Source organism: Arthrobacter sp. NPDC080073, from assembly GCF_040686575.1.
In the GTDB taxonomy this organism is placed as follows: Bacteria; Actinomycetota; Actinomycetes; order Actinomycetales; family Micrococcaceae; genus Arthrobacter.
In genome coordinates this window covers 48860-75565 of record NZ_JBFBKR010000017.1, presented here as the reverse complement: position 1 = coordinate 75565, position 26706 = coordinate 48860, and the positions used below count along the sequence as shown (strand labels likewise).

Here is a 26706-nt window from a genome sequence, read left to right as displayed (position 1 = left end):
TGGGACCCGGCATTTTGCTCTGACGAATGCCGCGCCGAGTACCCCCGCTCGACGGCCGTCTAGCTCTACTTGATCATCGTTCCGGTAGCCGTCACGAAGTAGGACTAGTTCGGGCTCTGGGCCACGGTCTCTCCGATGGCCGCTGTCAGATTGACCACTGACGGATAGCTGAAGGCCACGGTAGCCGCAAATCCGGCGCGTAGGCCCGCAAGAAGATTCACCGTGACAGCCCCGGAGGAAGGTGCGGCGAATTCCATGTAGTAGACGCCGCGGGTTACGGCTGCGCCTATCCCTAAGCTGACCGGCTTGTACGTGGTCCCGCCGCCGCATTGAATCTGGACTTGAGATGTCGTGACGCCATCGGTCGTGATGTATCCCCCAATAGCGATGATGTCACCGGCGGCCACTGTAACCGTGCTGACACCCTGGAGGCCGCCTGAGGTAGTCGCTGATGCATTCATGGCGATCTGCTGCATCTTGCCGGGCACCAAGGCATCGGAAACCAGGGAGTACACGGTGTTGGCATCCGAGGTCGACGCACCGTAGGTGCTGAAGTTGTCCGGCTTCTTGAGGTCGCCTGACGTCGCCTGGAACAGTGGATTGCGCATGAGCCAGATGCCCTGCCCGGAATCCACGAGATCTGTGCACAGGGAGGGCATCGTGCCAGCAGGTCCTGCCGCGTTTAGAGTCGACACAACGAGGGCTCCGATTGCCGCTGCGGCTGCTGCGTTGCCATGCGTACCGTCAGCGGCGTAGGCATCTTTCCAGTTCCCGGCCGGCGTGGCCGTAATCCCGTCTTTCGCCAGAAGCGTGTAGAAGTCCACGAGCGGAAGGCCGTTTTGGATGGCAAAGCGGCGAATCCAGATGTTGGCCTTGAGGATGACCCTCTGCCGCTGTCCCGCGGTGTTCTGGGGTGGGACTGTGCAGGCCACAGGGATCGAACCCACGGCTTTGGCTGACCGATAAATCGCCTTGAGGTTGGTGGCGATGGTGTTCACTATTTGGATGTCAGACTGCCCGCCCGAGATGCCCTGGCCGATGTCGTTGGTTCCCGCCTGAACCAGAAGGTAGGTGGGGCGCCTAGCCAAGGCTGTCTGGACCCGGGCAAGGATCTGGTCGGAGCGTTCGCCGCCGATTCCGTGAAATCCGGCCGAGGTGTATTTCTGCTGCGAGGCCAAACCCACGTGAAGCGGGAACGCATCGCCGTAGTTGTACGTGGCGAAGGGCCCCTGGACATGACTATCACCCAGGTATGCGATCGAAGACCCGCGAAGGAACGGGGGCCGGGAGGGGGCGTCGAGGATACCCATTTAGCTCACCACAATCTGGGGTACGTTGGTCGCCGCGCCGTTGGCGTTGCGAGTGATGGTCGGCTGCGTGAAGGTCTTCGTGACCGGAGAGCCGTAGGTGATGTTGTAGGCGAGTACCGCCCCGTTAGCGTCTCGGCTCGTGATCGTGAGTGTGCCTGGTGTCCCATCGGGCCATGCCACACCAGCGCTCATAACCTGGTCCGAACCGTCCAGAGTCACCGCTCCAACGATCAGGAGATCAGGGCTTTTTGCCGCCTGGACAAGCCCAAGAACCTGCCCGGCTCCGAGCCTGGTCGGAAGGCTTTCGTCCTTCACTCGGCCATCGTTGCCGACGATTGCCGTCTTGATTATTGCCATGATTCTGGCTCCTTATACAGTGATTAGTAGGACGTTGGGATTGGTCGGGTCAACGGCCACCGTCCCGTCTGACTTGGTGCTGATGAGCAACACGTTTGGATTTGAGGGGTCCACTGCGAAGCCGCCGCCCGCGGCTGTTGCGGACGCAGCTTCGGCGGCAACCTTTGCGGCTGCGGCCGAGGCAGCAGATTCGGAGGCTGAGCCTGACGCTGTGTTCGCGGCCTCCCGAGCCGCTTTAGCTTCGTCCAACACCGCCTGGGGCGAGGACAGGAACCCTGTCAGGCCGCCGCCCGACCATTTCACCCGCATGCTTGGGGCCCGGAAGTTCGGCCCAAACGCGTCCGGCGAGGATGTCAAGGGGTTGGCCAGCGGCAGTCCGTTCGGGTCAGTCAAAACAAGAGGCGTCGTACCCGCAGTGTCTGCCTCGTCATAGATCGTGATCTGCGCATTCGGGGCCCGGGTGAACGTCACGGCATCAACGAATAGCGCCGCCTCGAAAGGGTACGTAATCATGAGGCATCCTTGTGGTCTGCGCGGTGCGCTGGGCGGTCATCGGTCCTCTGTCCGGCTTGTTCGAGGATCGAAGCCCACCAACGCAGGATGGTCGTGTAGGCGAGCTGCTGGGCACCGTAGACGGCAAGGATTGTCTGCGCCCAACCAGCAGTGCTGTAGAGCTGACCACTGACCCACAGATAGCCGGTAGCGATCGCCAGAGAGACGACGATCGGTACGGCCACCTTGATGACCTTCGACCAGGACTCGGACTTGGCCCAGGCAATTCCGAGCGGAGAGACAACGGTGAGGACCGCCGTCATGATGGTTGCGAGCGTCTCCACTAGAGAGCCCCTTTCGAGAGTTCGAGGACCGCAACGAAGGCGTCCACAACGGTCAGTGCGTAACAGCCCAAGCAGGTGGCGCCCGCCACCCAAAGAAATGACCGCATGGGCCTAGGCCTTGATGGTGAGGACGTTGCCGATGTAGATCTCGGCATCCGGCCCGGGAAGGCCGTTGAGTGCAGCCAGGTAGGTCGGGTCCAGGCTGTAGTAGTCAGCGATGGACCGGATGGTGTCCGGCTGTTCGATGATCCACACCAGAGGACCGGGAATCCACACCTTCTGGCCGGGGGTGATGCTGTTCTTGTCGATGCGGTTGTAGGCCGCGATCTGATCGACGGTCGGGCCGTTGTAGTAGGCCTGGATTTTGGAGAGCGTGTCACCACGCTCAACGACCCAGTGGATTTCGTTGTCACCACGGATGATCTGGCCGGGGGCAGGAGCCGGGGTCGCCGCGGGTGCCGGGGCGGGAACGGAAGCGGGGACAAGAGATGCAGGAGCGCCGCCGCCGAGAACGGCGTTGATCGACTCCCGTAAGCCGTCCATGCCGCCCGGCCAGCCAGCCGGGTCGATCTTTCCCTCCGAGGAGTATTCGAGGTGGCCCAGCTGGAGGCGCAGTTCCTCCGGCTGGTTCAGGAGGTATGTCCGCTCCAGTGCCGCGCCCAAGTGCGGCGCAACCCTGATCTGGTCCTCAGTCCAGTCGAATGGCGCGACACCGGAGGACTCCATTTCGATGCCGATGAGGTAATAGTTCCCGGCGTCCGTGGGAATCCCGGCGGCCGAACCGCGGCCCGCATGGTTCGCCAGCCCAGCGGCGACAAGGTAGACGGTGCCGTTGCGCCCGAACACGATGTTGCACAGGGGTCCGGCTAGGTCGGAGCGCCCACCGATGCACATGTTCAGGGTCGGCGCGTCGGAGCCGGCGAACGCGCCTCGGTTCGTGGCGGTGTGGTGCCAGAGGACGCCGCGCACGTCGGCCAGATCCTGCCCGGCGTAGCCCCGGGAGACCCAGCCTGCGGTCTCAACAACGGTAAGACCTGCAGCGCGAAGGACATTTGCAAGATTCGAGAGCTTCATGATGGCCCCTTTCCGGGCATGAAAAAGGCCCCGGCGACTGCCAGGGCCTTTCGTGAGTTGGTTAGGTGGTGCTGTTAGGCGGCGGCTTCTTCAGAACGGGCCAAGGACGAAGCTCCTGATCCGTCATACCATGCTCGGTGCAGTCTCGGCGCAGCTGGGAGGCGTACTCTTCCGTGATGCGGCGGTTATGCGCCTCCCGGTCGGCCCGGTCACGCTCCCTCTCAGCATCCGCCCAGGCCTCGTTGCGTTGCTCCTTCAACGTGACGTTCCGGGCGCGCTCCCGGCCTGCTGCTCCCGTGAAGAATTTCACCAGGCCTTTGATGAGTTCCAAGGCGACCATGCCGCCGCCGATGCTGACCATGGCCAGCACGAATTGTTGTGTTCCGTCCATTCGCAGGACCTCTACTTTTCGGGGTCGTAGGCGAAGTGCTTGATCTTCACTAGGCGGACGGCGAACGTGAGAAGGGCGAACGCGATGAAGCACATTGAGACGATCCGGGCGCTCGGCTGTGTCAATGGGAGCGCCAGCACCGCAGCGCCATAGATCGTGATCGCGAACATGCATGCGATCGTGGCAGGCCGTTCAAGCCACCAGATCCCCGGCAAGGTCGTCAGCGAACCGAGAACGCCGCCGAAGATCAACAGCCCGGCCCAGACATGGACAAGGATTTCGCCAAGGCCGCTCTGCATCGTCCGGGGAGGGTCCAGAAGGACGGCCGTGCCAGCGATCGCCATCATCAGGTAAGCGCCGCAATAGCAGATGGAGAAGAAGCGTGGCTCTTGGATCATCAACCACAGGTTCTTGAGGACAGCGATCATTTCATGGCCGCGATTCCGTTGAGCTGGCAGATGTTCCCTTGCGGGTACGGTCCGACCGAAATGCCAGCTCCGTTGACGACGTAGAACGTGCCGGAACGGTAACCGTTCGTCGTCCCCGGAACGAAAGTCGTGTCAACAGGCTGGAGTCCCGCGGGGAGCTTGGCGATAATCCACCGCTCAACGACCGAGCCGGTGGCGCCCGAGTACCGGACGTCAGCTGAAACCTGAAGGAGTTGGCCGCGGGACAAGATACGGGCGCTGGCCCTGGACGCGCCGTTGTTCAGCCACCCAGCTTCCAGTGGCAATTGGATCCATGGTCCCGCGCCGTCCTCGTTGACCCAGCCGGGCATATCGTTGGCCAAGAGTTCGTAGGACCATCGGTTGCCGTTGATCTTGACTGAGGCGCCCAGGCTGGCGAGGTAGCCGAGAGCCAGCTCATCCTTGGCGATCATGCCGCCGTTGCCAGCCCAGCACCGCATGTCGATGATCTTCTCCGGCGCGCTCAGACCGGCCTTCCATTTGACCAAGGCAATAGGCTGGTCATCCTCGACGCCGGGACCGGTCTTGCGCGCTGCGGGGATCTCGGGATCCGCAGATCCCGGAGTCGCCACGAGTGTGGACGGGCCGCCTGCTGCAGGCTGCCAGTTCCTGCGCACCGAGATCAGGTCGTAACGGACGCCCGAGACGATGGTGCCGCACTGCACGACCTGATCCATTGCCGCCTCGTCCGTGACTCCCCAGCCATGGGCCTTGCCCTTGGTCACGATCACCGCGTACGGGATCGACGGATGAGGCTTCACCTTGAAGTCTTCCGTGCCGTACACGCCGTAATCGGGAACACCTGCCCGGTTCTTTGCCCGGTCGGTTTCGGTCACTACTCCGTCGTAAAAGACGCTGGTCAAAGCCATTAGCGGGCCTTCCTGTCTGCGTTGTCGCGCTGCAAGGCGCGGATTCTTTTGGCCAAGGCGGTGTCCGGGTCGTCGGTGCGCTCACCCACAATGGGTGTGGCCGTGTCGCCGTCCTTGTCCCAGGACAACCGGGCCTCTCGGAGAACGTCGGTGAATGCTTGCCCGCGGATCATGGCCGTCACGCGGTCGCCCACGCGCAGCCCGTCCCCGCCGTAGCGGAAGTGCTTTGTCTCGGACAACTCGAGCGACAGCCCGGCCAGCGGCGCACCTTCTGCAAGGACTTCCTTCGCGCGGTCGGCGTAGACGTCGCCGGAGGACGAGTCACGGGCGTCTTGCAAGACCTCGATGATGTCGTTCCACGCCGTCTCGCGCGCATGCTCCGTGAAGCCTTTGAACTCGCGCGCGACGCCCTCACCTTGGCCGCCGACAACCACCCGGGTCACGGCCGGGGCTGCCAGCGAGTATGTCCCGCCGATAACCGTCCCTTTCTCCGGGGACAGGTGGTGCGCGTAGTCCCTGGGCGTATAGCAGTCCAGCACTAGGCCGTTGCCTTGCTGCCGGACGGTGACTCCGATCCCTGCTTGGTCCACGGCCGGGAACAGCCGGTCATAGGCAGGGTGGAAGCGGAATGTGTACTTCCCTGACGTGCCGCGCCCCAGGGACGGCGCCACTGCAAGCGGGTAACCCAGCCGGGTTGCGGCCTCGGCCATGACCGTCTTGACGACAGTCTCAGCCGGGCCGGTAATCGATCGGTATTCGACGTCCTGCCCGGTGAGCGGCGCCGTCGGCTTCGGCCAGGCAAGCCAGTTGTTGAGGATCCGGAAATCGTCCTCGACCGTAAAAGTCAGCGTGGCCGCCGTCGTGAACTGGCCGCCGGCCAACCTGACGGGCCCGGACATTTGAAACTCGCTGTGCCGGTAGATCATCACCCGGGCGCCAGGCTCCATGAGGTCCGCAGCCCGGCGGTGGTTCGCGTCGATCGTGAACGTCGCGGTGGACTTTACGTTGTGGCGGATGGTCGGCTTCAGATCGAGCGGCCGCCCAACCCAGCCCTTGAACTCCCAGCCTTTGTACACAACGATCTCGTAGGGAATCTCGGAAGCCACTACCAAGCCCTCCGATACCGGTTCTGCACCTCGGCAATGACGCTGCCAGTGCCAGTCATTTGGATGGTCAGCGGGCGGTCCTGCCCACGCGGAATCGCAACGAACGCCGACGTCGGGTCAAGCTCCGAGGTGCGGTCCAGCGGCGACAGGATCGACTTCGTAGCCTCGTCCCATGCCCCGTACCAGAGCACCTGTCCGTTTACCGGGTCAGTGTCCAGCTGCACGGCATAGCCCGCGGGGATCTCGAACGGGACGATGATGTCATTGCCGCCGACACCGAATGAGACGGCCGAGGTGTGACCGACAACCGTCCACACCGGATAAGCCGCGACGTCGCCGTCGTTCGTGAACGTCGCTTCCCCGAGCGCGCCGCCTGGCGATAGGTAGTGGATGGCATCCGGCGGATAACCGTAAGCAATCCGGTCCGCCTCGGTGATGTAGTAGTTGCGCATGTCGCCCTGCGCCCATGACTTCGTGACTTTCTCGCCAAGCCAGTACGGCTTATCAGCCAAGAGGTTGATGCCGTACTTCGCCCAGCCTCGCTGGATCGTGTCATGGGTCAGTTCGTCATCGGCGCTGATCAGCCGCAACCCGAGCGTCCGACGATCACCGTTCGGCAATTTCGCTGTCCAGGTGCCCTCGAAATCAGGGTCGAGACTGCGCCAGAAAGCACGGTCCCGCTCCATGAACTCCGCGGAGCTCTTATCCGAGTACAGGTAAAGCGGCCAGAAAGCGTCGCGGTCCTTGGTTGACGTGCCGAGATGCCGCGAGCCGGCCACCGCGGGCGACGAACTGGACTGCCGCTCAAACGACGGCATTTGCAGCCCTCGCACCCCCGGCCGCAGGAACAAGCCTGCGGCCGGGTTGGTGAGCTCCCACTCGCTGCCATCCCAGCCCGTCCATGACAGGCCAATGCCCCGCCATGGATTCACCGGAGGCGCCGGCGGCCTGTACGGGGCGGCGTAAACGATACCCACTATGTGACCTCCTAGATTCCGAAGGCAGCGAAAGTATCGCGCCGCTTCGTCTCGATACGGTTGGCAACCTCATCCGGATCCCATCCGACGTTGCCCTTGAAGATCACGTCCCCGCGGCCGCCGGCGCTTTCGCTCCGGAGGGTCGCGAGCCGGTGAATATCGGCCCACTGCTGCGGGTTCAGGATTGCCTCGGGCTGTCCTGTCCGGTTGACGACCTGCGAGACGCCCGGGGGCAGGATGCCGCCGAGGTCATACAGCGCGGGATCGCCGATTGCGGAGCCCTTGCCGCCGCCAGTGATGACGTCCGCGACAGTGCTAAACAGCTTCTTGCCGATGCCGATGGCAATGTCAGCCATGATGCCCGCCGCTGGGAACGCCGACTTGAACTGCGAGAGCAGCCCGTCGATGATCCCGCCGAGCGGGTTGAAGCCGCCGCCCGATGGAATCCCGGCCCCGCCCAGGTAACCGTGCGGGTCGATGTCGTTGGGCCAGCCGCCCGCGAACGTGCCGAAGTGCAGGTGAGGCCCGGACGTGATGCCCGTATTGCCTGACAGCGCAATCTGCTGCCCGGCCCGGACCATCTCACCAACCCTCACGGCCATCGAGGACAGGTGAGCGAACCACGTCTGGATGCCGGAGCCGCCGTCGACGTGGATCTCGTTTCCGCCCCAAACACCCGGAGCCGCAATGCCAGGACCGGACCAGCTAACCCGGCCGCTCTCCGTGGCGAACACCGGAGTACCGACCGACGCCGCAAGGTCGATGCCCTTGTGGACCCGGTTGTAGCCCTGCGTTTCGACCATCTGCTTTAGCGGGTTCACGAACCCGCCGTTCATGTAGCCGGCGAGCGAGTCTGCCAAGGCGTACAGGTTCCGCACGCCAGCGCGGCGGGTCTGTTCCTTGGTGAACACGAACTCGCCGCCGTGAACGATGCCCGCGGGCTCGTCCTTGGCGCCGTTGCCGGTGTAGCCGCCATTCATGAAGCCCTTGGGCAGCGCCACACGGGGCAGCTTGTCCACGCCCGGCAGGATCCCGGCAATGGTGTTGAACGCGCCAATCAGACCGTCATTGATGACCGTGTCCACGACGAAACGGACCGGAGCCTTAGCGATATCGAGGATCGTGTCCCAAATTTTCTTGACCGCATCGACACCGGTCTGAAAAGCATCCGGGATGGTCTTCGTGATCGCCGTACTCAGGAAATCGAACACAGGCTTGATGACGTTGTCCCAAGCCCACTTGATCGCCGAACCGATGCCGTCGAAGGCAGGCTTTACGACATTCTGGTAAAGCCAATTCACGGCCGGCCCGAGGATGTTCTGGAAGAAATACACCCACGTGTCGATCGTTGGCTTGATGACGTTCAGCCACACCCAATTAATCGCCGAACCGATAGCGTCAAACACTGGCTTGATGACGTTCGCGTAGAGCCAGTTGACCGCCGCCGGGAGGGTCACTTGGAGTATGTACGCCCAGGCATCAATTGTCGGTTTGATGACGTTCAACCACACCCAGTTGATCGCCGCGCCGATCCCGTCGAAAACGGGCTTGATCACAGATTCGTAGAACCATGTGAACACGGCGGCAAGGACGTCCCGGACGAAACCGATGGCCCCGTTGAAAATCGCGACGGCCGCGTTCCACCAGTCAGCGATGGTCGAACCGATCCCTTGGAAAACCGGGACCATGACGTTGTTCCACCACCACATGAAGAGCGGCGCGAGGATGTTCTGAATGATCGAAACGACCACCTGAAAAATGCCCCGGAACAGCAGATAAAAGCCACCCAGGACCACCGCGGCGCTATCGAAAACCGGCTTCAGAATGTTCGTGTAGAGCCAGTTGAAGACATCGCCCACGAAGCGGACAGCGGCCATGATCCCGTCGAAAACGGGCTTGATGATCGACTCGTAAACCCACTGGATTACAGCGCCGATACCTTCAAAGACCGGCTTGATTATGTCCGTCCACAGCCAGCTAAAGAAGTCGCCAACCGCTTTCAGGGCCGCATCGACGCCGTCCTTGAACCAGCCCACGTTGTTGTAGGCCCAGACGAAACCGGCCACCAGCGCGGCGATAATGCCAATCGCCCAACCCACGGGCCCAAGAGCGATAACCCAAGCCGCAGCCATCTTGACGGCCTGCGCGGTAGCTTGGGCAGCCATCGCGATCCAGCTAGCGATGATCGAAGCCTTCGCGACAAGCATTGCCGCCACAGCCTTTACCGAGTCCCACTGATACATGAGCCAGATAGCGGCCGTGATAGCGCCAGAACTAACCGCAGCCGCAGCCATGGAAACCCATCCGGCGACCATGACAACGACAGCCCACGAGTGAGTAAATGCACCCTTGACGGCCGCACCCTTCGAAGTGGCCCACGCTTGCGCTTGCTTGGCCGCGGACGCGATAGCCTCGACGCCGAGCGCCACCCAGTGCGGGATGAGCGTAAAGGCAATGAGCCCGGCGATGATGCCGATGGGCTCGCGCATATCCCAAAGGAACTTGGCTACCTCGCCCCCGGTCGAGAGGACCTTGCCGAGCGCGTCAGGAATCTTTAGGACCATGTCGCGGACGGTCAGAAGGAAGTCAACGAAACGGGAATCCTCTTCCCAGCCGAACGCCTGCCGTAGCTTCCCCGTGTAGTCGCCCCCGACGACCAGGTCATAAAGACCCTTCGCGCCGTCGCGGACCTTCAGAAGGAAATCGACCAACTGAGAATCTTCCTCGACATGGAAAATCTCGCGAAACTTGGACGTGAAATTCCCGCCAACAACCAAATCCCAGATCGCTTGCGCACCAGAAAGGGCCTTGTCAAGGAAGGTCCCGATTGCCGCGCCGGCGATCTTCGCGCCCTCTTCGAGAGGCTTGAGCCAGTTGATTGCCCCAGCGAAGAACTGCTGGATTTTCGGGTACACGCCGGACAGCAGCGAGGCGCCGATGCGGCCAACTGAGGCGATGGTGTTCTTGAACGCCCCCCGTAGGGTTTCGCCTGACTTGAGCGCAGCCCCGCCGAGACCCTTCTCCATGGCGTTCTGGAAGGTCTCAAAATTGATCTTGCCTTCGGATGCAAGCTTCACGGTTTCCTCGGCGGACTTGCCGAGCTCCTTGCCAAGCAGTTGGATAATCGGGATACCGGCGTCGTTCAGCTGGGCGATAACGTCGCCCTGGATTTTGTTGGACGCGCTCACCTTGTTGAAGATGGCTCCCATTTCGCCCATGCCGACACCAGCGATGGTCGCCGCGTCGCCTGTGAGCTTGAGGGTTCTCTCAAGATCCTTGCCGGGCTTCACGCCAGCAGCGACGGCGCCAGCTGCGACGGTCGCGGCATCACCAAGCCCAAAAGCGGTGCCCTTCACGGCGGCCATGGCGTCGTTCATGATGCCCTGCACGGTCTCAGCCGAGTGGCCCAGGCCGCTCAGCTTGGCCTTCGCCTCCTCGATTGCCTGGAGCCGCCCGAAGCCCTTCGCGAGGGCCGTACCAAAGGCCGCGCCGACGGTCAGCCCGCCGGCGATCCCGGCGGCCTTCATGGTCCCGGACATGAACCCGCCAACAGCGCCAGTAAGTTTGCTGCCGAGGCTCTTGCCGGCGCTGTCTCCAGCGCTACTTGCGGCGCCGTCGAGCTCCTTGCCAACCTTCTTCTGGAGGTCCTTGAATACCGGAACCACAAGGATGTCGGCTACACCGATCGTGGGCATGAGGGCCTCCTATGAAGTTGTCAGATGTCCTCCGGAGAGAATCCGAACTGCTGGACGAACATCTCTGCCCAGTTGCGTTCCGCTGCCTCGACGGCGCGGTCAATCTCGGTGTACGGGGCGGGGAACGGCGTCTCTTCGCCAGGCTTCCCGCCGGCCGCTGCGATGCTGATTTGCCGCAGCCCTTTGACGGCGTGGAGGATCTCGCGCAGCACAGTGATGTTCAGGTCAAACTCTGAGATGTTTGGTGACCAAGGATCAGCGTCATCCTCACGGCGTGAAAGCCTCTGCTCAGCCAAGATGACGGCCATTTCGGGATCGTTGGCGATCGCCTCGTTGAGCCTGCAGGCGGTGGGGAGCATATCGATCAGTTCGAGCAACCCAACCCACCTACCAGCGGCGTACCATTCCGCCAGATCCACGCCGTACTCCCGCAGGAGGTCGGCGCGGATCTGGGGACGGTAGCGGCTTACTAGCTCGCGGAGGCGGCGCCGTTTCCCGCGGTGCCTACCGTCTGCTCGTAGTAGGCGATTGCGGCCTGTACGACGGCGCCCAGCTCGCGGACGGACAGCTTCTCAGCCTTCAGCGCCGCAGCGTCAGCCTTGGTCAGCCACTTCCCAAGAGCGTCCCAGTTGGTCGAGCTCTTGCTCAGAGCGCCGAAGATATCCTCGGCCTCGACCGACTCGATCGCGTAAATGTCCGGGAACGTGATGACTTTCGAACCGGACAGCGCAACCCGGAACGGGTCCGGCTTGGCGACCTCCTTGCGAAGGCTTACGAGGGACAGGTGGACGGTCGGCTTGTCATTTGCAGCCATGGTGTTACCTCCGGGTGTGAGGGGTGGATTTACTTGGTGGTCTTGGCGGTGTCGGCCTTGGGGGCCTCGGCCTTCTCTTCGGTGTAGCCGTCGCGGCGAAGCTCAGCGGCTTCGGTAGCTACGGCAGTCTCGACGGCGTGCTTGCCGTCCTTGGAAATGAATCGGGCCATGATCGACTCCTGAGAACTTCGGGTGTGAGGTGGAAACGGTGCGCGTCGCCACACCCGGAAAACGACGCGCACCGTGCTTGAGGGGGTTAGGTCGCGGCAGTGAAACCGAGGACCGTCTTGGCCTTCAGGGCCCCGGTGCCGCCCATAAAGTGACGGAGAGGAACGCCGGTCACCGCGTCGGTGAGCACTTTCATGGTCAGCGGGGTAGTAACCGGATCGGTCGAACCCCACTTCTGCGCGTCTGAAGCCGACAGCTTCGTGGCACCGTACGCGCGACCCAAGAGCCACTGGTTATCTGCCGGGCCGTCAACGCCGAGCACCAACATCTGGTATTCCTTGTTGCTCGGCATTTCGGGCTCGTCGAACACGATCTCGCCGGTTGTCGCTGACTGGGTGACGGCGGAAAGGTCGGTTCCGTAGGCCAGTTCAAGCATGTGCTGGCGGCCATGTTCCAGTGGTGTGAACTTCACCGACCTGGCAACCTCAGTCACGTCAGTGCGAACCGCGCCGCTGTAACCAAGAGCCTTCACTTCCTCTTCTGAGGCGTCCCGGCCGAACTCGATCCCGTCCGGCGTGATCATGCCAACCGGGAGCCATCCCTCGGTCTTGAAGTCGGCGAGACCACCGTCAGCGGCAAAGAGGGTGGTCGGTAGCGGCTTATTTTCCGATGCGGCGCGGAGCAGGACGACAGCCTTTTGAACCTTACGGATAAGGCCTCGGTTGTCAGATTCCTGACGAAGTGCTTCAAACGTTGATGCCATGACGAACAGACCCCTTTCAAGGGCTCAGAGTTGGTTAGATCCCCGAACGGGGCTAGATCGGCCGGGACGTTACAAGGAAAGTCGCGACGGCCTTATTGAGTGTGTCGGACTGGTAAGGAACATCGGCCGGGGTTACGTCGGCCTCGATGCTGTCGATGAATCCCGACGGTGTTTCGATGTCCGTGCCGATAAGCGATGCAGCGACAGATTCGAGCGTGTTGACGGCGGCTTGGCCCGGCGCGTAAACCTCGATCGTGGCCCGGTCCACACGGTCAACGAATCCCCGCGTGCCGCCCGTGACGTAGATAAGCGCCATAGGGAACGGGCCCTTGATCTCGCCGTAGTCGCCTGCAGGGATTTGGTAAACGGCCTTGACCGGCTCACCAAGATGCGTGGCTCCGTCGATCAGATCGAACAATGCATCGCGCGTGTCCGGGAAAACGAGAGCGTCGATCATCTGCCCCTCGCCCTCATGGACTCTGCGACCCGGAGCAAGATCGCGTCTCGCGTGTCACGCCAGTCGGCCCGGGACTCGCGCACCACGGCTCCGGCGCGCCGATCGTTCGCCCAACCGACGGTGACCGTCGAAGGTGCGGCCTCATAAGTGCCCCGGCCCACAGCCTGAGCGTTACCTGCCAGCCGCTGCGCGGCGGCCAAGGTTGCCGCCGCGACCGCCGACGACGTCCCAAGATCCTTGAGCCCGGCATCCTCGGCCAAGTACGACTTGGAACCGGGTACTTTGTGCAGACCCATCAGCCCATCACCAACCCAACCTCGGAACCTAACGGCCACTCACCCGGGCGACCCTCAACAGACCATGTACCGGCCATGCGCGCACCATCAGGCACGCGGATCCGGTCGGCGGGCAGGAACGTGAAGCCAGGATCCCGGTAAAGGACAGCTTTCGAGTCAACGACGTCGGACCGGTCCAGCGGCTCCGCCGTCGCGCGTGGGCCGATGATGCAGTCGGTCACGGGGATCTCCTGCGCCGGCAGGGGATTGCCCTTGGCGTCACGGCCACCGCCGCGAAGCACCACAACGTCAGTGCGCCACGACTTCGGGAACATGCTCACGATGCCCATGTCAGCCTCCCGTGTGGATCGTCCAAGCCTGACGTCGCTTCGACTTGGCAAGGAGCCGCTTGTCAGCAGCGGTCAGGTAGAGGCTGCCGTCAGGGTTCGCCATCTTGCCGCCCATGCTGAACGGCCCGGCACCGAACTGGAATGACTCCATCCCGGCCGGCGGCCCGTTCTCGTCCTTCGGCTCAAGCGCGCGCTTGACCATGCGGCACACGACCAGGCGCGGCACATCAGCGTCAATCAGTCCACCGATGATGCGGCCGTCGAGATCCGGGTACAGTGCACAGACTTCAACGGATGCTTCATGAAGCTTTTGCTGAGCCTCGGATTCTTTCGCGGCTGGAAGAGCCGACCAGTGCTCCTGGAGGTCTTCCAGCGTCGCGTAGTCGGCCGCCATTGGTTAGGCCTTCCGGGGACGGCCGCGGCGCGCAGCCGGCGCGGTGAAGTCGGGGGCGTCGGTCTTCGCGGCGGGGTCGACGTCGTCGCCTTCGCCGTCACCCTTGCCAGCGTCGTCGGCCGGATCGCTGTCGGCGCCTTCCGAGCTGCTCTCGCCGTCAGCGCCACCGTCGGTGAAGTCAGAGGCGTCGGTCCCGACCTCGGGCACAAGGCAATGCTTGCCGACGAGACCTTCCGCCCACTCGGGCAGCTCGTCACCCGGAGCAAAGTGCACGGGCCCAGACTCATCATGAACAAAAACATGTGCGGCAAAAGTCGCCACATTAACTCCTAAAGATTGGGGCCGAACGGCGCCCGGGCTCGAAGCCCAGGCGCCGCCCAGCGGTCAACTAGAGAACCTTGGCCACGAAGGACAGGTTCGCGTTCGCCAGAACGGGAAGGGCGATGGCATCCGAGACAACCTCGGCGATCATCGGGGGCTTCTCGTTCTTGTAGACACCGACGACGACACCGGGCTGTTCGGACGGCTCGATGGCGTAGTTGGAATCCATCGAGGTCAGCGTCTGGCCCCAGAAGGTTGCACCCATCTCCGACTGCCCGGACTGCGGATCAACCGGGGCAGGCAGGAACATCAGGCGGTCATCAGGAAGCACCCGGCCGGAAGCCGTCGAGCGGTCGTAGATGAACAGTTCCGGCAGGCCCGCGGAGGTCAGGAGGCCGCGCACGTCAGCTTCCAAACCGGGGCGGGTGGCGCCGTTCGCCAGCAGCGTGGCGAACTCCTTGCCTGCGGCCAGCGCACGGAACACGCGGCGAGGCATGAGAATCGCACCAGCATCGGTTCCGTTGTTCGTCGCGGAGTACACATCCGACCATGCGTTCAGGTCAGACATGCGGCTCACGGTCGGATCGGACCAGAGCGACGCCGCCGTGACGCTATGGGTGCCCGAGCGTCCAAAGTCATCATCGGAGATGAAGTTGCCCTGATTGATCGTGGCTTTGCCAGTATTGAGCACGGTGCCACGCAGGCGCTCGATGCGATGGGCTACAGCCGTCGCAGCGTTCTTGATCTCCTTGAAGATCGAAGCCCGGATCAGCTGATCCGAAGCGTTACGCAGCCTGAGCTGGTCATATTCGGAGACGGGGCGGTTCTGCCCCAGCGCAGGAAGTTCGAGCGTGACTCGCTGGCCGGAAGACGACCCAGCGGTGCTCGGCTCAGCGTCGAAAGCACGGAACTCGGCCTCCTGCACAAAACCGGCCTGGCCCTTGAGGAATCGAACGGTGATGTCAGAAACTTCAACGTTCGGTAGCCAGCGGGCCAACGAAGGCTTGTTGACCTCGAGTGCGGCCAGCTCGGCGCGCACGAATCCGGTAGCTTCAGCGGGGGTGATGAGATCAGTCCAAAGCATAATCAGTCACTCCTTTCTTAGACGTAGACGATGGTCGTAGCGGACAGCTTCGCGGCCGCAGCGGGCTTGACGAAGGCACCCGGGACCTTGGAGGCAACAACGCGGCCGTGGTCCAGCAGCGGTGCAGGCACATTGGTTGAACCCTTGACCTTGAGGTCAAAGAGAATGTGACCGGCGAGAATGCCAGCACCGGTCACGGTCGCCTCAGTGGCGTCGTAAGGAACCAACAGGCCAGCCACCTTGGCGACAGGCTGTCCGGAGCGCAGGAAACCGTCCGGGTAGTGGGTTGCTTCGGTGAAAGCGGCTACATTGACCGTCTCGGTGCGGGCATTGCCAATGGCATGTCCGGAGCCGAGCCACGCAAGGTTTCCGCTGCCGAAAGTTTCAGTTGTAAGACGTGGCATGGTTGATCCTTCCTAGGAAGATTTGGGATACATGGATGCATGAAGCTCTCGGCCGGCGGCGATAGAGCCGCCAGTCGGGTTGTTTTCGCCGGAGCGTTTGCCGGATTCGTGAACCGGGCCAGGCTTCCCCTCGGCGCGGGCGTAGAGCTCGGAGATCTTCTTGGCAGACGCCAGGTAGCTGGCCTCGTCCGTGCCGGTTACCAGGTCTTGGTATTCCTTGGGCACGGGGTGCTCAGCCAGTGCGGTGAGACGGGCATTGGCGGCCTTGAGCCTTGCGTTCTCGGCAGCCTGATCGTCACGCTCCTTCTGAGCCCGCTGAATGTCGGACAGCTTGGCGTCCTCAGCAGCCTGAATTTTCGCCTCAGCATCAGCGGCACGCTTTTCGGCAGCAGCTCGAGCATCGCGCTCAGCCTGCAAAGCCTTCAGTCCGCCCTCGCCAAGCTTCTCGCCGGCGGCCTTCGCGGCGTCCGCTGCTGCAGCGTCGGCTGCGGCCTTATCGGCCAGGGCCTGCGCAGCAGCAGCCTTTTCAGCGTCCGTCTGGTCCTCCATGACAGCGTCACCAAAGGTGAGCCGGTGGAAGGCCATGAGCTTCTGGATGCCGCCGGGGGCGGTGATGTCGATGCCGTGGGGAAGATTCTTGCTCAATTCGAACTCCTTATTGGATGCCGTATCGCACGGCGAATAGCCCTGCCCGCATCGCACGGAAGGGAGAGTGTGAACCGCCGGAGCGGTTAGTGGGTGTGGACGGCGTCGGTAACTGCGTCTGGGTGAAGCCTGCGGAAGGCCGCGCTGATGTCCTTGATGTCGCCCGATGCGGCCTCGGCGCGGGCTGCCTCGTACATGGCGAGGTAGTCATCCGGGAGGTAGCCGGGCGGATAGTCAGAGGCCTTGCCTATCCGAACAACCGCGCAGTTGCAGTCGCCGTGGAACGCATCGCCTTTGCCAGTGCCGCGCCGATCGCCGGCGGATTGCTTGGACAGGTAGACGGCGTCGCGCGAGGCAAGCACCAAGCACCAGCTACATGTCTTGGCGCCGGTCGGCACGCGAGCCCATCGGGCGCCTTCGCGCTTGGCGTTGTAGGAGATCGCATCGCGGCCCGGCTGCTTCACGTACTTGTCCGTCGCCGACAATAGACCGCCAAGCATCGAAGCAGGATCCGGGGTCCACAGCTGCTTGGCGAGGTAACGGATCTTCGCTTGTACAGCCGATTCAGGAATGCTGGCCGCACCAGCCGCCGCCTGGAAAATTCCAGCCGCGCCGGAAGCCGCCCGGAGCTCGTCGTAATAGTCCAGGGCCAGCGTTTCAGCGACCGAACCATACTCCGACACCAGCAGCGGCACGAACTCCAAGAGAGCGTTGCGCACAGCCTCCGGCTTTGCCAGATTCAGCGTGCCAAAGAACCCGGCCAGCTCATCACGGACAAGCTTCGAAAGCCCTGCGTTAGCCGCCCGGAACTGCTCAATGATTGGGTCCGCCACTACTAACCGCCAGAGCTAAACACGGGCGCTGCGGATGCCTTCGAAGCTGCCACAAGGGCGTCGAGACGCTGCCCTGCCTGCGCGCGCTTCGCATACGTAAGGTTCCGCTCGATCTGCGACTTGGAGAGCCCGTATTCCTCCATGGCAACCTCAGGATCGCCATTCGGGAACGCCGTCGTGTACTTCAATGCCGCGTCAGACCGGGCAGCACGAGTGGGTGTGCCAGCGTCCGCAAAGTTAGCTGCCAACCCGCGCAACTCGGCAGCCATGGCCGAGGTTACCCCGCCATATTTGACGGCCAGGATCGTGCGGGCCAGCGCCTCGTGTGCAATCTTGTAGCTGATATCCCGCTCGTGCTCAACCATGGCGACCATGTCCGACTCTGAAGCGAGAATCGCATCAGCCGAGGACGGATTGTCGTGGATGATGCCGAGATAGCCGACCGGGATTGACAGCTCACTAGAGACCATTAGCCCGATGGTTCGCATCATCTCCGAGTGCGGTTGCATTGAAGCTTGCTGGAGTTGCTTGATGTCCGGGCGGACAAGCTTCTGCTCGTCCTCATCGAACACGTCAGGCAGCGCCCACATGCCGCCAATCAGGGCTTCCAGAGGTGAGATCCGCTTACCGTCCGGACCGGTGAAGTGTGCCTCGTCAGCGCCCAGCAATGCCCGCTGTGGGGCAGAGAAGAACTCGGCAGTGACTTCCTGCCGGAGCATCGTCCGCACGCCTTTGTCGATGTAGCCCATCAGCGGGCGGGTCACCCTCGACCGACCAAACGGGCGAGACAGAGACCAGCCCCAGATGTACGGGATGCACGGAACGAGATCCGGCACGCCGTCAATCTCCTTCGTGACGATCCAACCGTTCACCGTGGACTCGACCCGCAACGTCAAACCCGGCACGTACAGCAGCGCCACGGTCGCGGACACCATCTCCAACGCCAGGACTACCCGATTCGTCCGGGCGTCAACCTCAGCCGTAGCCTCAAGAGCCGTTCGGGCTGCAACGATCACCTCAGGCTCACCAAGAGTGGAATCGCCAGGGGTCACAAAAACGAACGCGACAGAATGCTGCAAAGACGACTCAATTGCCATCCGCTCCACAGCGCCAAGGTAGTTGTCCTCGAAAGTTGCGTTTACCTCGTCCAGCAGCTTTGACGGGCGCGGAAGAGTGAAGCCGTCAGGCCGGATCCGCGACGCCGGAACCTTGATCCCCTTCGACGCCCAACCAATCGGCGTCTGAAAGTCGATCATGTGCGGCGGAACCGAAAAGCCAATCTTGTCGAGACGCTTCTTGTCCTCGGCATAAGCCTCCCGCAGGTTGTTACGCGAGGCCTTACGCCGGATCGTGGACAGCATCCGGTAAAACGCCGTCGACTCCTCAAAAGAGAGCTTCCGAACTACGTCAAGAACAGCCACCAGCGTCACCCCTAACCAACAATTGCGTGTCTCGGCTTCCTCTCAGAAGCTGGAAGACGACGTTTAGCAAACTTGACGGCGCCGAAATGGGCGCACGTAACGGAAACGATCGGAGACAGATCAACATCGAGGCTCAGACGGTTCCACTTGAATGAGCCAGGACGGTTCTTGATCTGATCCTTCACCGTGTTTTTCGCGGAAAGATCAAGATGCTCCTGCCCGAAGTGCGAGATCGCCGGATGCTTCTCCACAGCCTCGTGCAAACCAGCGCACGCCTGTGTGTACTCAGCGGCACCAAGGATGAACACGTTCATCCTCTTGGCTTTCAAAGGCGCTTCAAGCAGGTCCCGGGCCGGAGAGAACGAATCAATGACGATCGGAAAACGCCGCCTAGCACGCTCCCACAACCACTCAACGAGCGCCGTAGTGCCCCGCTCATCGAAGGGAGCGTCAGCGGCCAACTCAAGATGGATGCCGTCGCCTTCAGCAAACGTCGAAACACCGATGGACACCTTGGTTCGCTCCGGGTTCATGTCCACGCCGTATGCGGCAATAGGCCACTCAGGATCCGGGTCATCAATCGCCAGGTCATCCCACATAGTGAAGGCGCGTTTGCCTGCCTCGGTAGGTGTAGGCCACATGTTCAGCCGCTCGCGCGCGTAGGACCGCGGGGAGAACTCATTGAGCTCGTCCTGAATCGTCTCCAAAGAAATGCGAATGCCCAGCGCCGGGTTGGCGTCTGCGGCATTTCGTAGATCCCGGACGAACTCGGCAAGCTCGGAGTCAGTCATTTTGTCGACGTCGCCCTTGGCGGAGTGCTCCACCCACGCTGCGCGCTTATTCTTGCCCGTGACCGCGTTGTTCCGGACACGAACAAACGGTTCGCCGCGCTCGGACAGGTCTTTGGGCGGCGTGCCCATGAAAATAGTTACCGGGTCGCCAGAAGGGGCCGCCGAAATCGTCGGCTTCAGAGCCTCCTGCTCGTCCTCTTCGTACTCCTGTGCCTCGTCAACCACAAGGACGTCGAAGGACGAACCGCGACCCGCCCCGCCCGTGCGGGCGCCGAGCTCGATCATGCCGCCGTTGTCCAGCACGATGGCTTCCTGGCCATTGGTCTTGCGGATCTCAATGACCATGGCATTTAGCTCAGGGAATCTGGCGTTCGGGTCGTTGACCTTCTGACCGAAAAAATGAAGCAGGCGCTTGAACGCCTTCCGCGCCGAGGTGAGCAGGTGCGAGGTGTGCAGGATCTTGAGGCCCAACTGAACAAGCATGTACAGTTCGACAGCCTCCAGACTGCCGTTCTTGCCGTTCTGCCGCGGCACTGAAACGCCCCACGTGCCAGCACACCAGCGGCCCGTCGTCGTAGTCCGCAGCCACGCGCGCACAACCTGCGCCTGCCACTCGTCAAGGATCAGGCCGTAACCAGCGGCAAGGTCGATCGCGGCCTCAGCGTGGTCGCACGAATACCCGCGAGGAGTCGGAGCGATGTAGAAGCGGGCGTCCTGCGAACCCTTCAACGGACACCACCACCAGTCAGGCCTTCTTCAACCCCCGCGCCTTGATTCGATCAAGCGGGGTAACATTCGTCGGCATCGGCACATTGGCCGGCTTCGCGGCAGCGTCAGCCGGGGCAAGCTTCGAAAGGATCGTGGAAAAGGCGATCGCCTGCTGGCGGGCCTCAGAAAATACGTTCTGGAACTTCACCTCGACGTTGTACTCGCCGTCCTCACCGGATTCCATGTCCAGCCGGAACTGCATGAGGTTCAGGACGCCCTTGCCCTGAATGATGTTGTCCAACTCGTCCAAACGGTCAGCCAGTCGGGCAGCCTCAAGCACCAGCGCATTCCGCGGTACATCCTCGGTGGCCATCGCTTCCCAGATCGACAAGCCACGCTCACCAAGACCTGCAACAGGGTCAGAAACGGTCATGGATGCCCCTGTCTGTGCGCCTATTGGTCTTCTAGGATCCGGGCTGGCTTGTTGAAGTTCTTCTTCCCGTATTGGACAATCGGCTGCCATACGTCGTGCATCCAATCCGGCTCTTCGCCCGAATTCTGCATTCTCACGTGGTCTTCCACCAAAAGCATGTTTGCAGCCTGCGCAATTTCTGAGAGCAGGCCAGAAACGCCGTCAGCAGGAACATCAGACGGCGATCGGACGTCCTCCCCAGCCAGGTCGACATAGAAGCCGGCCTGCTTCTTGAGGTTGTATTGTTTCGCGATAACCGCAAGATCCTCTTCTGACTTGGCTTCCGACGCAAAGCTGGCGAACCAGTATTCCCACATCATGCTTACGCCCTGCCCGTATTGGGCAGCTTGGGTAATTTTCGCCGGGTGGCTTCTCGCCTGCTTCTCGAAATCGGCTGGGATTTCGACATCCGGCAGGTTCCCCGCCCACGCATGTTCGGCTTCGCTGTACAGAAGCCAAGCCTTCCCAAGTTCCTCGGCGGCGAGTACTCCCAGAGCCTGGGCCCGTCCAGGAGAACCATGATCAAGAAGAAGCTGGGCATCCACGAGGAGGGCAACGACATTTCCCATAAGTGCCCTCCACCAACGGCGGGCAAATTGTGAATCGACGGTAGTCACAAAGTGATGCTACAGGCGGTTCCTAAGCTCGGGGGGATATTTTCGCTAATGCCTAGGGGTGCGAACGGGAGGCCCCGGGGAGGGGTCCCTCCCCATACCCCGATATGGGGTTCTGGGATACGAGTTTTCGTATCTGGGGTTATCCACAGGTCACCATCGGCGGCTGGTTTTGAGCGGTTTGACCGCCATCACTGTTGCCGCTTTGGGTGCTTGGCGGTTGCCTTTGGATTGGTTGCATCTGCGGCATATCACGATGACGTTTGATAGTTCGTCTCGTCCGCCTTTGGCGTGTGGCACGATGTGGTCTGCTTCGGCACTGCATGGTGTGCGCCCGACGTCGTAGTTGAGCGTGACACCGCAGTGAGGGCATCGCGTCTGGCCATTGGATTTGGCTAGCTTCTTGGCTTGGCGTGAGATGCGCTTCCATGTGGCTGTGCCGGTGCGTGAGGTAGCGATGCCTACCTCCTAATGCTTGTCTCTGGTTGTGCTTCCGGTTTGCCTGAGACGGTGGCCGGTATGTGGTGCCTTGGCTTGCGGGTCGCGGGACGAATGATGCTTTGCTTGCCGACGTTCCAAGGTCTTAGCCCCGTACCAATTCCGCGTCGCCATCTCCTGGGCTCGGCATCACATGTTCTTGGGGATGGTGGTTCCGGTGCGGCGGCAGGTGGTGCCTTGGCAGGTGGAGAGAGCGCACACCCGGTTCCGCCTTGGTTCGCTGGCCGTTCGTGAGGCGGGGCGTGACTTTGACCGCCGCTACCGGAAAGTGGGTCTCCCCGGATTCGAACCGGGACTGTGCAGGTTTTGAAGCTGCTGTCTCTGCCGTTGGACTAGAGACCCTTGTGGCCCGCGCTCATGGGGGTTGTCGCGGGCCGGACGCTGCCTCTCGGCTGTGCCTCGATTCGGGGAACCATTGTGGTTCCCGTGGGCTGGGGCGGCTTTGCACCGCCGACGATTTCAGGTCGCCCTCATTTGTCCAGCCCTCCCGCCGTTCATGTCCGGCGGGCTATTCAGTTGTTGGTTCTTGTGCCAGGCCCGGGCTTGGCGCGCCTCGCCCGGGTCCAGCGTTGCAACGGTCACCAGCCGTTGCTCTTGCTTCCCGGTTTCCCGGGGAAGTGATTCGGGCAACAAAAAAGGCCGATCCGAGTGGATCGACCTGAGGTTGCTGACACTTCTGCCCGCGGATTTAGTGTACCAAAACTTATGCGACTGTCCTCTTCCGCGCCCGCATGTCTTCGAAAACATTAAGGACGTCGCCAGGGTAGTAGATCTTGCGGGCTTTGATGTCCGTTGTTACCCGGTCGAGGACGTACGGAATTCGACCGAGCATTACCCAATTCTCAAAGTCCTTTTTCTGGATGATCACTTTGGCTTTGTTGCGCAGATATTCCCGCGCATCCTTTGGCGTCATTGGCTGTCCTCGAGCCTTTTCCCGGAGGCGGTCCAGAATGTCAGCGATCTCGTGGACTGTTCCGCAGGCCGGACACTTGACTGAGTCGTCGTACGGGTCTGCGACCAGCCGACCGTCACACAGCGTGGGCGCGTCGCCGTCTTCGAGCGGCGCACCGCAATGGCCAAAGACTCGTTTGTCTTCGGGTCCCCAGACGAGCTCCCGTGCTTGCTTGACCCAGATACGGGCCATATAGAGCGTCTGCCCGGCGTTTGGATTGTCCATGGCTTCTCCGTGTGCCCGGTCCGGGAGTCTGCACAGCCATGCTTTCAACAGGAGCGCGTCGAGGTTGATGGGTGGTTTGGATCCGGGGTGCCCGGCGCCGTTGCCCATGCCCGGGCCTTTGGTGACAGCGGTCATGGTGATTGGGCCGTCGAGCATTTCCACGAGCGCGGGGACGTCTTTGAGTAGTCCGTCGAGCTCGATGATGCATTCGGTGCAGAGGTAGAGGGTTGTGTCCCGTCGGCAGTCTTCCGTGGTGCATTCGTTGCTCAAGCCTGATCTCCCCTCTCTTTGGGTTGCATCCATGGGGTGGTGATTCGGCCGCGCTCGTCGGACCATGCGCGAGATCCGCAATCCTTGCCGTTGATCCCGCATTCCACGAGTTCGTAGTGCTTCCTGTCCCAGCCCCATGCGATGACTGATTGACCCCTGTGCTGGCATTCGCCTTCGTAGTTTTCGACGGGGACAGGCCCGTAATCGCGGAACCATCGAATGTTGCCGTGGGTTTCGTCCTCGATGTGCGGGACGGTCATCGGCTGCCTCCTGCTTCGAGTTTCTGGATTTGCATGCGGAATCCGGTGGTGACTTTGACCGGCGTCCGGGGGTCGATGTCATGGTTGAGGGCGTTTTGGGCGAACGCGAAGACGTCGCCGACGGTCATGCCGGTTTTCTTGTCGTCTGCTGCGTGTTCGATCTTGATGTTGCTCATGGCTGCTCCTGGGTGATGGTGATGTCGAGTCCGCTGAGGTTGTCGGCCCAGACTTTGCGGATATTCCAGTGGACGATTCGAGCGTCGTCTTTGATGACCTTGGACTTGGTGAGTGCGTCACCGACGGCGCGTTGGAGCTTGTCGAGATCCGGGGTGCCGGCGGGCGCGTCGGCGTACTTGGTTGTCTTGGGTTTGGGTAGCCGGATCTCGCCCGCAATGGATACTGGCCCGTCGATTGTCGTCCAGTTGAGTCCGGCAGCGGCTCGGGCTGCTCCTTCGACTGCAGCGCGCCAAGCGGGCAGCTTCTCGTCCATCTCGACCAAGACGATCTTCCGCCCACGCTTGAACGCCTTCTTGCTGCCTTGACTGGCGGGAAAACCGTAGGCGACGACGCGCAGCGAGCTCATCGTCCGCCCCACTTTCGCCGGTCCCGACGTAGCGTGGGGTCGCGTGGGATGTTCGGTGGAAGTGGGATTTGGGCGAAGCTCATGGCCTCTAAGGCATCAAGTGCGGACTTAGCCTCGGGGAGCGGCGCGTATTTTGCCGCAACGGCTGTGCTTTCTCGTTCGACAGCCGCCTTCGAGGCGTAACCGGACCCGAATGCCGCAATGATTGGCGAGAAGGCAGCCGTCAATGCGGAGCCCAGCAATGCCCCGAAGTGCCCGAAGCTTCGTTCGTGCCGGTGGCATGCTTCGATGGCACGGAAGTGGTCCGGCTTGGTGACTCGGACTTCGCAGGGTTCGCAGGTGTACGTCCAGCGGGCTTTGCCTTCCTTGCGGATCATGGTTGGTCCTTCTCGGCGAGGATGAGTTCTTCGGGGGCGTAACAGACAGTGCCTCCGGCGCTGAGGCCGGATACGCCGAACGGGCGTGGATGGAGGCCTGTCTTTTCGATCTCGGTAATTCGCCCCACCTGATCGAAGTAGCCGGAATAGCTGTTGATGACGCGGACGGTGTCGCCCAGTTTGAATCTCATTCGTCCTCGATTCCGTTCCGGTTGATCGCTTCTTTCGCGGCCGCGATCATTCCGCGTTGCACGATGGATGTTGTTTGCGGTGTGTTGTCGATGTAGAGCGAGTCGGCGAGTTTCCCGTTGTCTCCGTGGGTTACTGCCCGCCTGAGAATGACGACGTCGGTGATGATGTCGCCGTCGTCCGGTTCCGCAAGCTCGACGTCGTTGCCGTCGATCGTGATCTTCATTTCTCTCCTGAGATGACTGAAGCCCCAGCGTTTGCCGGGGCTTCGTGGTGTTTTCGTTCGAGGATTCGTTGGACTAGAGCGCGGCCTTCGGGATCCGCAAACATTGCGGCCCGGCGTTCGGCGTCTTCGGATGATGTGAGCCCGTTGCAGCCGCCGTCGCATTCGCGCATGTCTCCGTAGACGTAGAAGCATCCCTCGCATGGTCGTGGTTCTGGTGGCCCGCAGCGATGGCAGCCGCCGCAAGGTTCGCCAAGCGACGGCCAGCAATAGCCGTGGTTCACGATGCTTGCCGTTCGCCGATGCTTTCGGCCTTCGCTTTGACTGCTGCGAGCTGCGTTGCGACGTGAGCGAAGGGGTTCAGTGCCCGCTCGACTTCCCTGATCGTTCCGTCGATCTCGCGCCTCACTTCGCGGGCGATCGACCTGCAGCGGGCGAGGTCGAGAATACCTTCGGCGATATCTTGCTCGGTGACGTCGTCGGGCATCAGGTAGGGCATCTTCGATTTGTAGTCGTGCTTGCCATGCTCGACCAGGTTCACGATCGTGTTGATTCGCTTCGTGTGCGGGCTGACGTGCCCGCCGCCGTTCAGGCGGGCTTCTTGCTCGCGTTGCTCGGCGCGTTCGGCCCGCTGCTTCCAGCTGTCGCGGTCATATTCTGCTCGTTTCACGACGCCTTCAAGCCTGCCAACCATGTAAGCGGCGAGGCGGGACAGTGCCGGTGCCATGTCGCCGTCGGGGGTGAGCTTCGGTGCTTCCCTCAGGATGGTCATTGAGCGGGTGCGCCTGCCTGACGGTGGTGCCATGACGCCCCACAGGTCGGGGATGGTCAGGCCCTCGATCAAGGCCGGGTCAGCGACGACGAGATACCAGCGGGTGCAGTACCGAAGCCAGGGGTCTGCCTTCGTGGGGTCGGCGAGCTCGGCCATGACGTCCGATCGGGTCACCTTGATCTCGTGCCCGATCAGGGTGTTTGCCTTTGCCCCTGCGATGGATATGGGGGCGACGAGCAGGTCGGCCCGCCGGCGCCCGCCAGGGGCTCCGATCTCGGGCATGAAGAGATGCCCCATTGCGCGGCCGTCTGGGTTGTAGTGCTGGCGTAGGAGCTCGGTCATGCTGTGGGCGGTGTGCGTCGCTTCCGTCACGGTTCTTCTTCCTCGCTTTCTGGTGTGTGGTGTTTGCCGATTTTGTCCGGCGGCCGGATCCCGGCTTTGACGTCGGCGTGGCATGAGCGGCATGTGTGGCCGTCTTGGCCGATGTGGTCTTCGCAGGGCGGCGGCTTCGGTAGTTGGCGGCGGGCGGCTTCGGGCCAGTGCGGCCCGGGGTGGAAGATCGGCGCCGGCGTCTGGCATGTCGGCTCCATGGCCTTGGTCGTCGCGGCGACGGTCAGGGCGCCCAGGCTTGGGACGTCGCTGTGCTTGTCGATGAGTGACACCAGCGAGGCTACGGGCCAGTCTGGTCGGATCTCGTGGAGCAGGTAGGCGACGGCCCGCTTTTGCTGGTCTGTGATGATCAAATTGGGATTCCTTTCAAG

The 26706-nt window shown here is 62.1% G+C and carries 38 protein-coding genes and 1 tRNA gene; all 39 read right to left on the bottom strand.

From position 1 onward, the window contains the following. Positions 1–104 precede the first annotated feature (104 nt). Entirely contained in the window at positions 105–1310 is a 1206-nt protein-coding gene (locus tag AB0O52_RS17710) for a GDSL-type esterase/lipase family protein (RefSeq protein ID WP_364540175.1), read from the bottom strand. After that, positions 1311–1667 (bottom strand): hypothetical protein, encoded by a 357-nt coding sequence (locus tag AB0O52_RS17705; protein ID WP_364540172.1) that lies wholly within the window; start codon positions 1665–1667, stop codon positions 1311–1313. Positions 1668–1679: 12 nt separating this feature from the next. After that, positions 1680–2180: a hypothetical protein gene (locus tag AB0O52_RS17700; RefSeq protein ID WP_364540169.1), complete on the bottom strand. Its 501-nt coding sequence runs from the start codon at positions 2178–2180 to the stop codon at positions 1680–1682. Then, complete coding sequence (locus AB0O52_RS17695) at positions 2177–2503, bottom strand: hypothetical protein (RefSeq protein WP_364540166.1); 327 nt, start codon at positions 2501–2503, stop codon at positions 2177–2179. The genes AB0O52_RS17700 and AB0O52_RS17695 overlap by 4 nt, the downstream gene beginning before the upstream one ends. Positions 2504–2614: 111 nt before the next feature. After that, positions 2615–3577: a LysM peptidoglycan-binding domain-containing protein gene (locus tag AB0O52_RS17690; RefSeq protein ID WP_364540164.1), complete on the bottom strand. Its 963-nt coding sequence runs from the start codon at positions 3575–3577 to the stop codon at positions 2615–2617. Positions 3578–3638: 61 nt separating this feature from the next. Further along, positions 3639–3968, bottom strand: coding sequence for a hypothetical protein (locus AB0O52_RS17685; RefSeq protein WP_364540161.1), 330 nt, complete (start codon positions 3966–3968; stop codon positions 3639–3641). Positions 3969–3979: 11 nt separating this feature from the next. After that, entirely contained in the window at positions 3980–4366 is a 387-nt protein-coding gene (locus AB0O52_RS17680) for a hypothetical protein (RefSeq protein ID WP_364540158.1), read from the bottom strand. 26 nt (positions 4367–4392) lie between these two features. Next, positions 4393–5304 (bottom strand): hypothetical protein, encoded by a 912-nt coding sequence (locus tag AB0O52_RS17675; RefSeq protein WP_364540155.1) that lies wholly within the window; start codon positions 5302–5304, stop codon positions 4393–4395. Next, positions 5304–6410, bottom strand: coding sequence for a hypothetical protein (locus tag AB0O52_RS17670; protein ID WP_364540153.1), 1107 nt, complete (start codon positions 6408–6410; stop codon positions 5304–5306). Before AB0O52_RS17670 ends, AB0O52_RS17675 begins: the two co-directional genes overlap by 1 nt. After that, the gene (locus AB0O52_RS17665; protein WP_364540150.1) at positions 6410–7387 is read right to left on the bottom strand and encodes a hypothetical protein; all 978 of its coding nucleotides are present in this window, start codon (positions 7385–7387) and stop codon (positions 6410–6412) included. The genes AB0O52_RS17670 and AB0O52_RS17665 overlap by 1 nt, the downstream gene beginning before the upstream one ends. A gap of 11 nt (positions 7388–7398) precedes the next feature. Continuing rightward, on the bottom strand, positions 7399–11082 hold the full coding sequence (locus AB0O52_RS17660; RefSeq protein ID WP_364540147.1) for a peptidoglycan DD-metalloendopeptidase family protein: 3684 nt from the start codon (positions 11080–11082) through the stop codon (positions 7399–7401). A 20-nt stretch (positions 11083–11102) separates the two neighbouring features. Further along, positions 11103–11501 (bottom strand): hypothetical protein, encoded by a 399-nt coding sequence (locus tag AB0O52_RS17655; RefSeq protein WP_364540144.1) that lies wholly within the window; start codon positions 11499–11501, stop codon positions 11103–11105. A 50-nt stretch (positions 11502–11551) separates the two neighbouring features. Continuing rightward, entirely contained in the window at positions 11552–11896 is a 345-nt protein-coding gene (locus tag AB0O52_RS17650) for a hypothetical protein (protein ID WP_364540141.1), read from the bottom strand. Between the two features lie 29 nt (positions 11897–11925). Beyond that, positions 11926–12066, bottom strand: a complete 141-nt coding sequence (locus AB0O52_RS17645) for a hypothetical protein (protein WP_364540138.1) — start codon at positions 12064–12066, stop codon at positions 11926–11928. An 86-nt stretch (positions 12067–12152) separates the two neighbouring features. Then, positions 12153–12827, bottom strand: a complete 675-nt coding sequence (locus AB0O52_RS17640; protein WP_364540135.1) for a hypothetical protein — start codon at positions 12825–12827, stop codon at positions 12153–12155. Between the two features lie 52 nt (positions 12828–12879). Beyond that, positions 12880–13284, bottom strand: a complete 405-nt coding sequence (locus tag AB0O52_RS17635) for a hypothetical protein (RefSeq protein WP_364540132.1) — start codon at positions 13282–13284, stop codon at positions 12880–12882. Next, complete coding sequence (locus AB0O52_RS17630) at positions 13281–13580, bottom strand: hypothetical protein (RefSeq protein WP_364540129.1); 300 nt, start codon at positions 13578–13580, stop codon at positions 13281–13283. Before AB0O52_RS17630 ends, AB0O52_RS17635 begins: the two co-directional genes overlap by 4 nt. Next, positions 13580–13909 carry a hypothetical protein gene (locus tag AB0O52_RS17625; RefSeq protein ID WP_364540126.1) on the bottom strand — a complete coding sequence of 110 codons (330 nt, stop codon included), beginning with the start codon at positions 13907–13909 and terminating at the stop codon, positions 13580–13582. The genes AB0O52_RS17630 and AB0O52_RS17625 overlap by 1 nt, the downstream gene beginning before the upstream one ends. 1 nt (position 13910) lies before the next feature. Then, on the bottom strand, positions 13911–14303 hold the full coding sequence (locus AB0O52_RS17620) for a hypothetical protein (RefSeq protein ID WP_364540123.1): 393 nt from the start codon (positions 14301–14303) through the stop codon (positions 13911–13913). A gap of 3 nt (positions 14304–14306) precedes the next feature. After that, entirely contained in the window at positions 14307–14576 is a 270-nt protein-coding gene (locus AB0O52_RS17615; RefSeq protein WP_364540120.1) for a hypothetical protein, read from the bottom strand. A 115-nt stretch (positions 14577–14691) separates the two neighbouring features. Further along, on the bottom strand, positions 14692–15708 hold the full coding sequence (locus AB0O52_RS17610; RefSeq protein ID WP_364540117.1) for a major capsid protein: 1017 nt from the start codon (positions 15706–15708) through the stop codon (positions 14692–14694). 17 nt (positions 15709–15725) lie between these two features. Then, positions 15726–16112 carry a hypothetical protein gene (locus AB0O52_RS17605; RefSeq protein WP_364540114.1) on the bottom strand — a complete coding sequence of 129 codons (387 nt, stop codon included), beginning with the start codon at positions 16110–16112 and terminating at the stop codon, positions 15726–15728. A gap of 12 nt (positions 16113–16124) precedes the next feature. Beyond that, positions 16125–16757 (bottom strand): hypothetical protein, encoded by a 633-nt coding sequence (locus AB0O52_RS17600; protein ID WP_364540111.1) that lies wholly within the window; start codon positions 16755–16757, stop codon positions 16125–16127. An 86-nt stretch (positions 16758–16843) separates the two neighbouring features. Beyond that, on the bottom strand, positions 16844–17590 hold the full coding sequence (locus AB0O52_RS17595; protein WP_364540109.1) for a hypothetical protein: 747 nt from the start codon (positions 17588–17590) through the stop codon (positions 16844–16846). A gap of 2 nt (positions 17591–17592) precedes the next feature. After that, a complete protein-coding gene (locus tag AB0O52_RS17590) occupies positions 17593–19011 on the bottom strand; it encodes a hypothetical protein (RefSeq protein WP_364540106.1) in 1419 nt (472 codons plus the stop codon). 11 nt (positions 19012–19022) lie between these two features. Beyond that, positions 19023–20336 carry a hypothetical protein gene (locus AB0O52_RS17585; RefSeq protein WP_364540104.1) on the bottom strand — a complete coding sequence of 438 codons (1314 nt, stop codon included), beginning with the start codon at positions 20334–20336 and terminating at the stop codon, positions 19023–19025. A 211-nt stretch (positions 20337–20547) separates the two neighbouring features. After that, positions 20548–20943, bottom strand: a complete 396-nt coding sequence (locus tag AB0O52_RS17580) for a hypothetical protein (RefSeq protein WP_364540102.1) — start codon at positions 20941–20943, stop codon at positions 20548–20550. 20 nt (positions 20944–20963) lie between these two features. Next, complete coding sequence (locus tag AB0O52_RS17575; protein WP_364540099.1) at positions 20964–21599, bottom strand: AbiV family abortive infection protein; 636 nt, start codon at positions 21597–21599, stop codon at positions 20964–20966. Positions 21600–21749: 150 nt separating this feature from the next. Then, positions 21750–22016 carry an HNH endonuclease gene (locus AB0O52_RS17570; RefSeq protein WP_364540253.1) on the bottom strand — a complete coding sequence of 89 codons (267 nt, stop codon included), beginning with the start codon at positions 22014–22016 and terminating at the stop codon, positions 21750–21752. A 347-nt stretch (positions 22017–22363) separates the two neighbouring features. After that, positions 22364–22436 (bottom strand) — tRNA-Leu (locus AB0O52_RS17565). Between the two features lie 361 nt (positions 22437–22797). After that, complete coding sequence (locus AB0O52_RS17560) at positions 22798–23541, bottom strand: hypothetical protein (RefSeq protein WP_364540096.1); 744 nt, start codon at positions 23539–23541, stop codon at positions 22798–22800. Beyond that, positions 23538–23801 (bottom strand): hypothetical protein, encoded by a 264-nt coding sequence (locus AB0O52_RS17555; protein WP_364540094.1) that lies wholly within the window; start codon positions 23799–23801, stop codon positions 23538–23540. The genes AB0O52_RS17560 and AB0O52_RS17555 overlap by 4 nt, the downstream gene beginning before the upstream one ends. Further along, the gene (locus AB0O52_RS17550; protein ID WP_364540091.1) at positions 23798–23977 is read right to left on the bottom strand and encodes a hypothetical protein; all 180 of its coding nucleotides are present in this window, start codon (positions 23975–23977) and stop codon (positions 23798–23800) included. Before AB0O52_RS17550 ends, AB0O52_RS17555 begins: the two co-directional genes overlap by 4 nt. Then, positions 23974–24384, bottom strand: a complete 411-nt coding sequence (locus AB0O52_RS17545; protein ID WP_364540088.1) for a RusA family crossover junction endodeoxyribonuclease — start codon at positions 24382–24384, stop codon at positions 23974–23976. Before AB0O52_RS17545 ends, AB0O52_RS17550 begins: the two co-directional genes overlap by 4 nt. Then, positions 24381–24761: a hypothetical protein gene (locus AB0O52_RS17540; RefSeq protein ID WP_364540086.1), complete on the bottom strand. Its 381-nt coding sequence runs from the start codon at positions 24759–24761 to the stop codon at positions 24381–24383. Before AB0O52_RS17540 ends, AB0O52_RS17545 begins: the two co-directional genes overlap by 4 nt. Further along, the gene (locus tag AB0O52_RS17535) at positions 24758–24952 is read right to left on the bottom strand and encodes a hypothetical protein (RefSeq protein ID WP_364540083.1); all 195 of its coding nucleotides are present in this window, start codon (positions 24950–24952) and stop codon (positions 24758–24760) included. The genes AB0O52_RS17540 and AB0O52_RS17535 overlap by 4 nt, the downstream gene beginning before the upstream one ends. Continuing rightward, positions 24949–25176: a hypothetical protein gene (locus AB0O52_RS17530; protein WP_364540080.1), complete on the bottom strand. Its 228-nt coding sequence runs from the start codon at positions 25174–25176 to the stop codon at positions 24949–24951. The genes AB0O52_RS17535 and AB0O52_RS17530 overlap by 4 nt, the downstream gene beginning before the upstream one ends. Before the next feature lie 277 nt (positions 25177–25453). Beyond that, positions 25454–26317 carry a hypothetical protein gene (locus AB0O52_RS17525; RefSeq protein ID WP_364540077.1) on the bottom strand — a complete coding sequence of 288 codons (864 nt, stop codon included), beginning with the start codon at positions 26315–26317 and terminating at the stop codon, positions 25454–25456. After that, entirely contained in the window at positions 26314–26688 is a 375-nt protein-coding gene (locus AB0O52_RS17520; RefSeq protein WP_364540075.1) for a hypothetical protein, read from the bottom strand. Before AB0O52_RS17520 ends, AB0O52_RS17525 begins: the two co-directional genes overlap by 4 nt. Positions 26689–26706 lie beyond the last annotated feature (18 nt).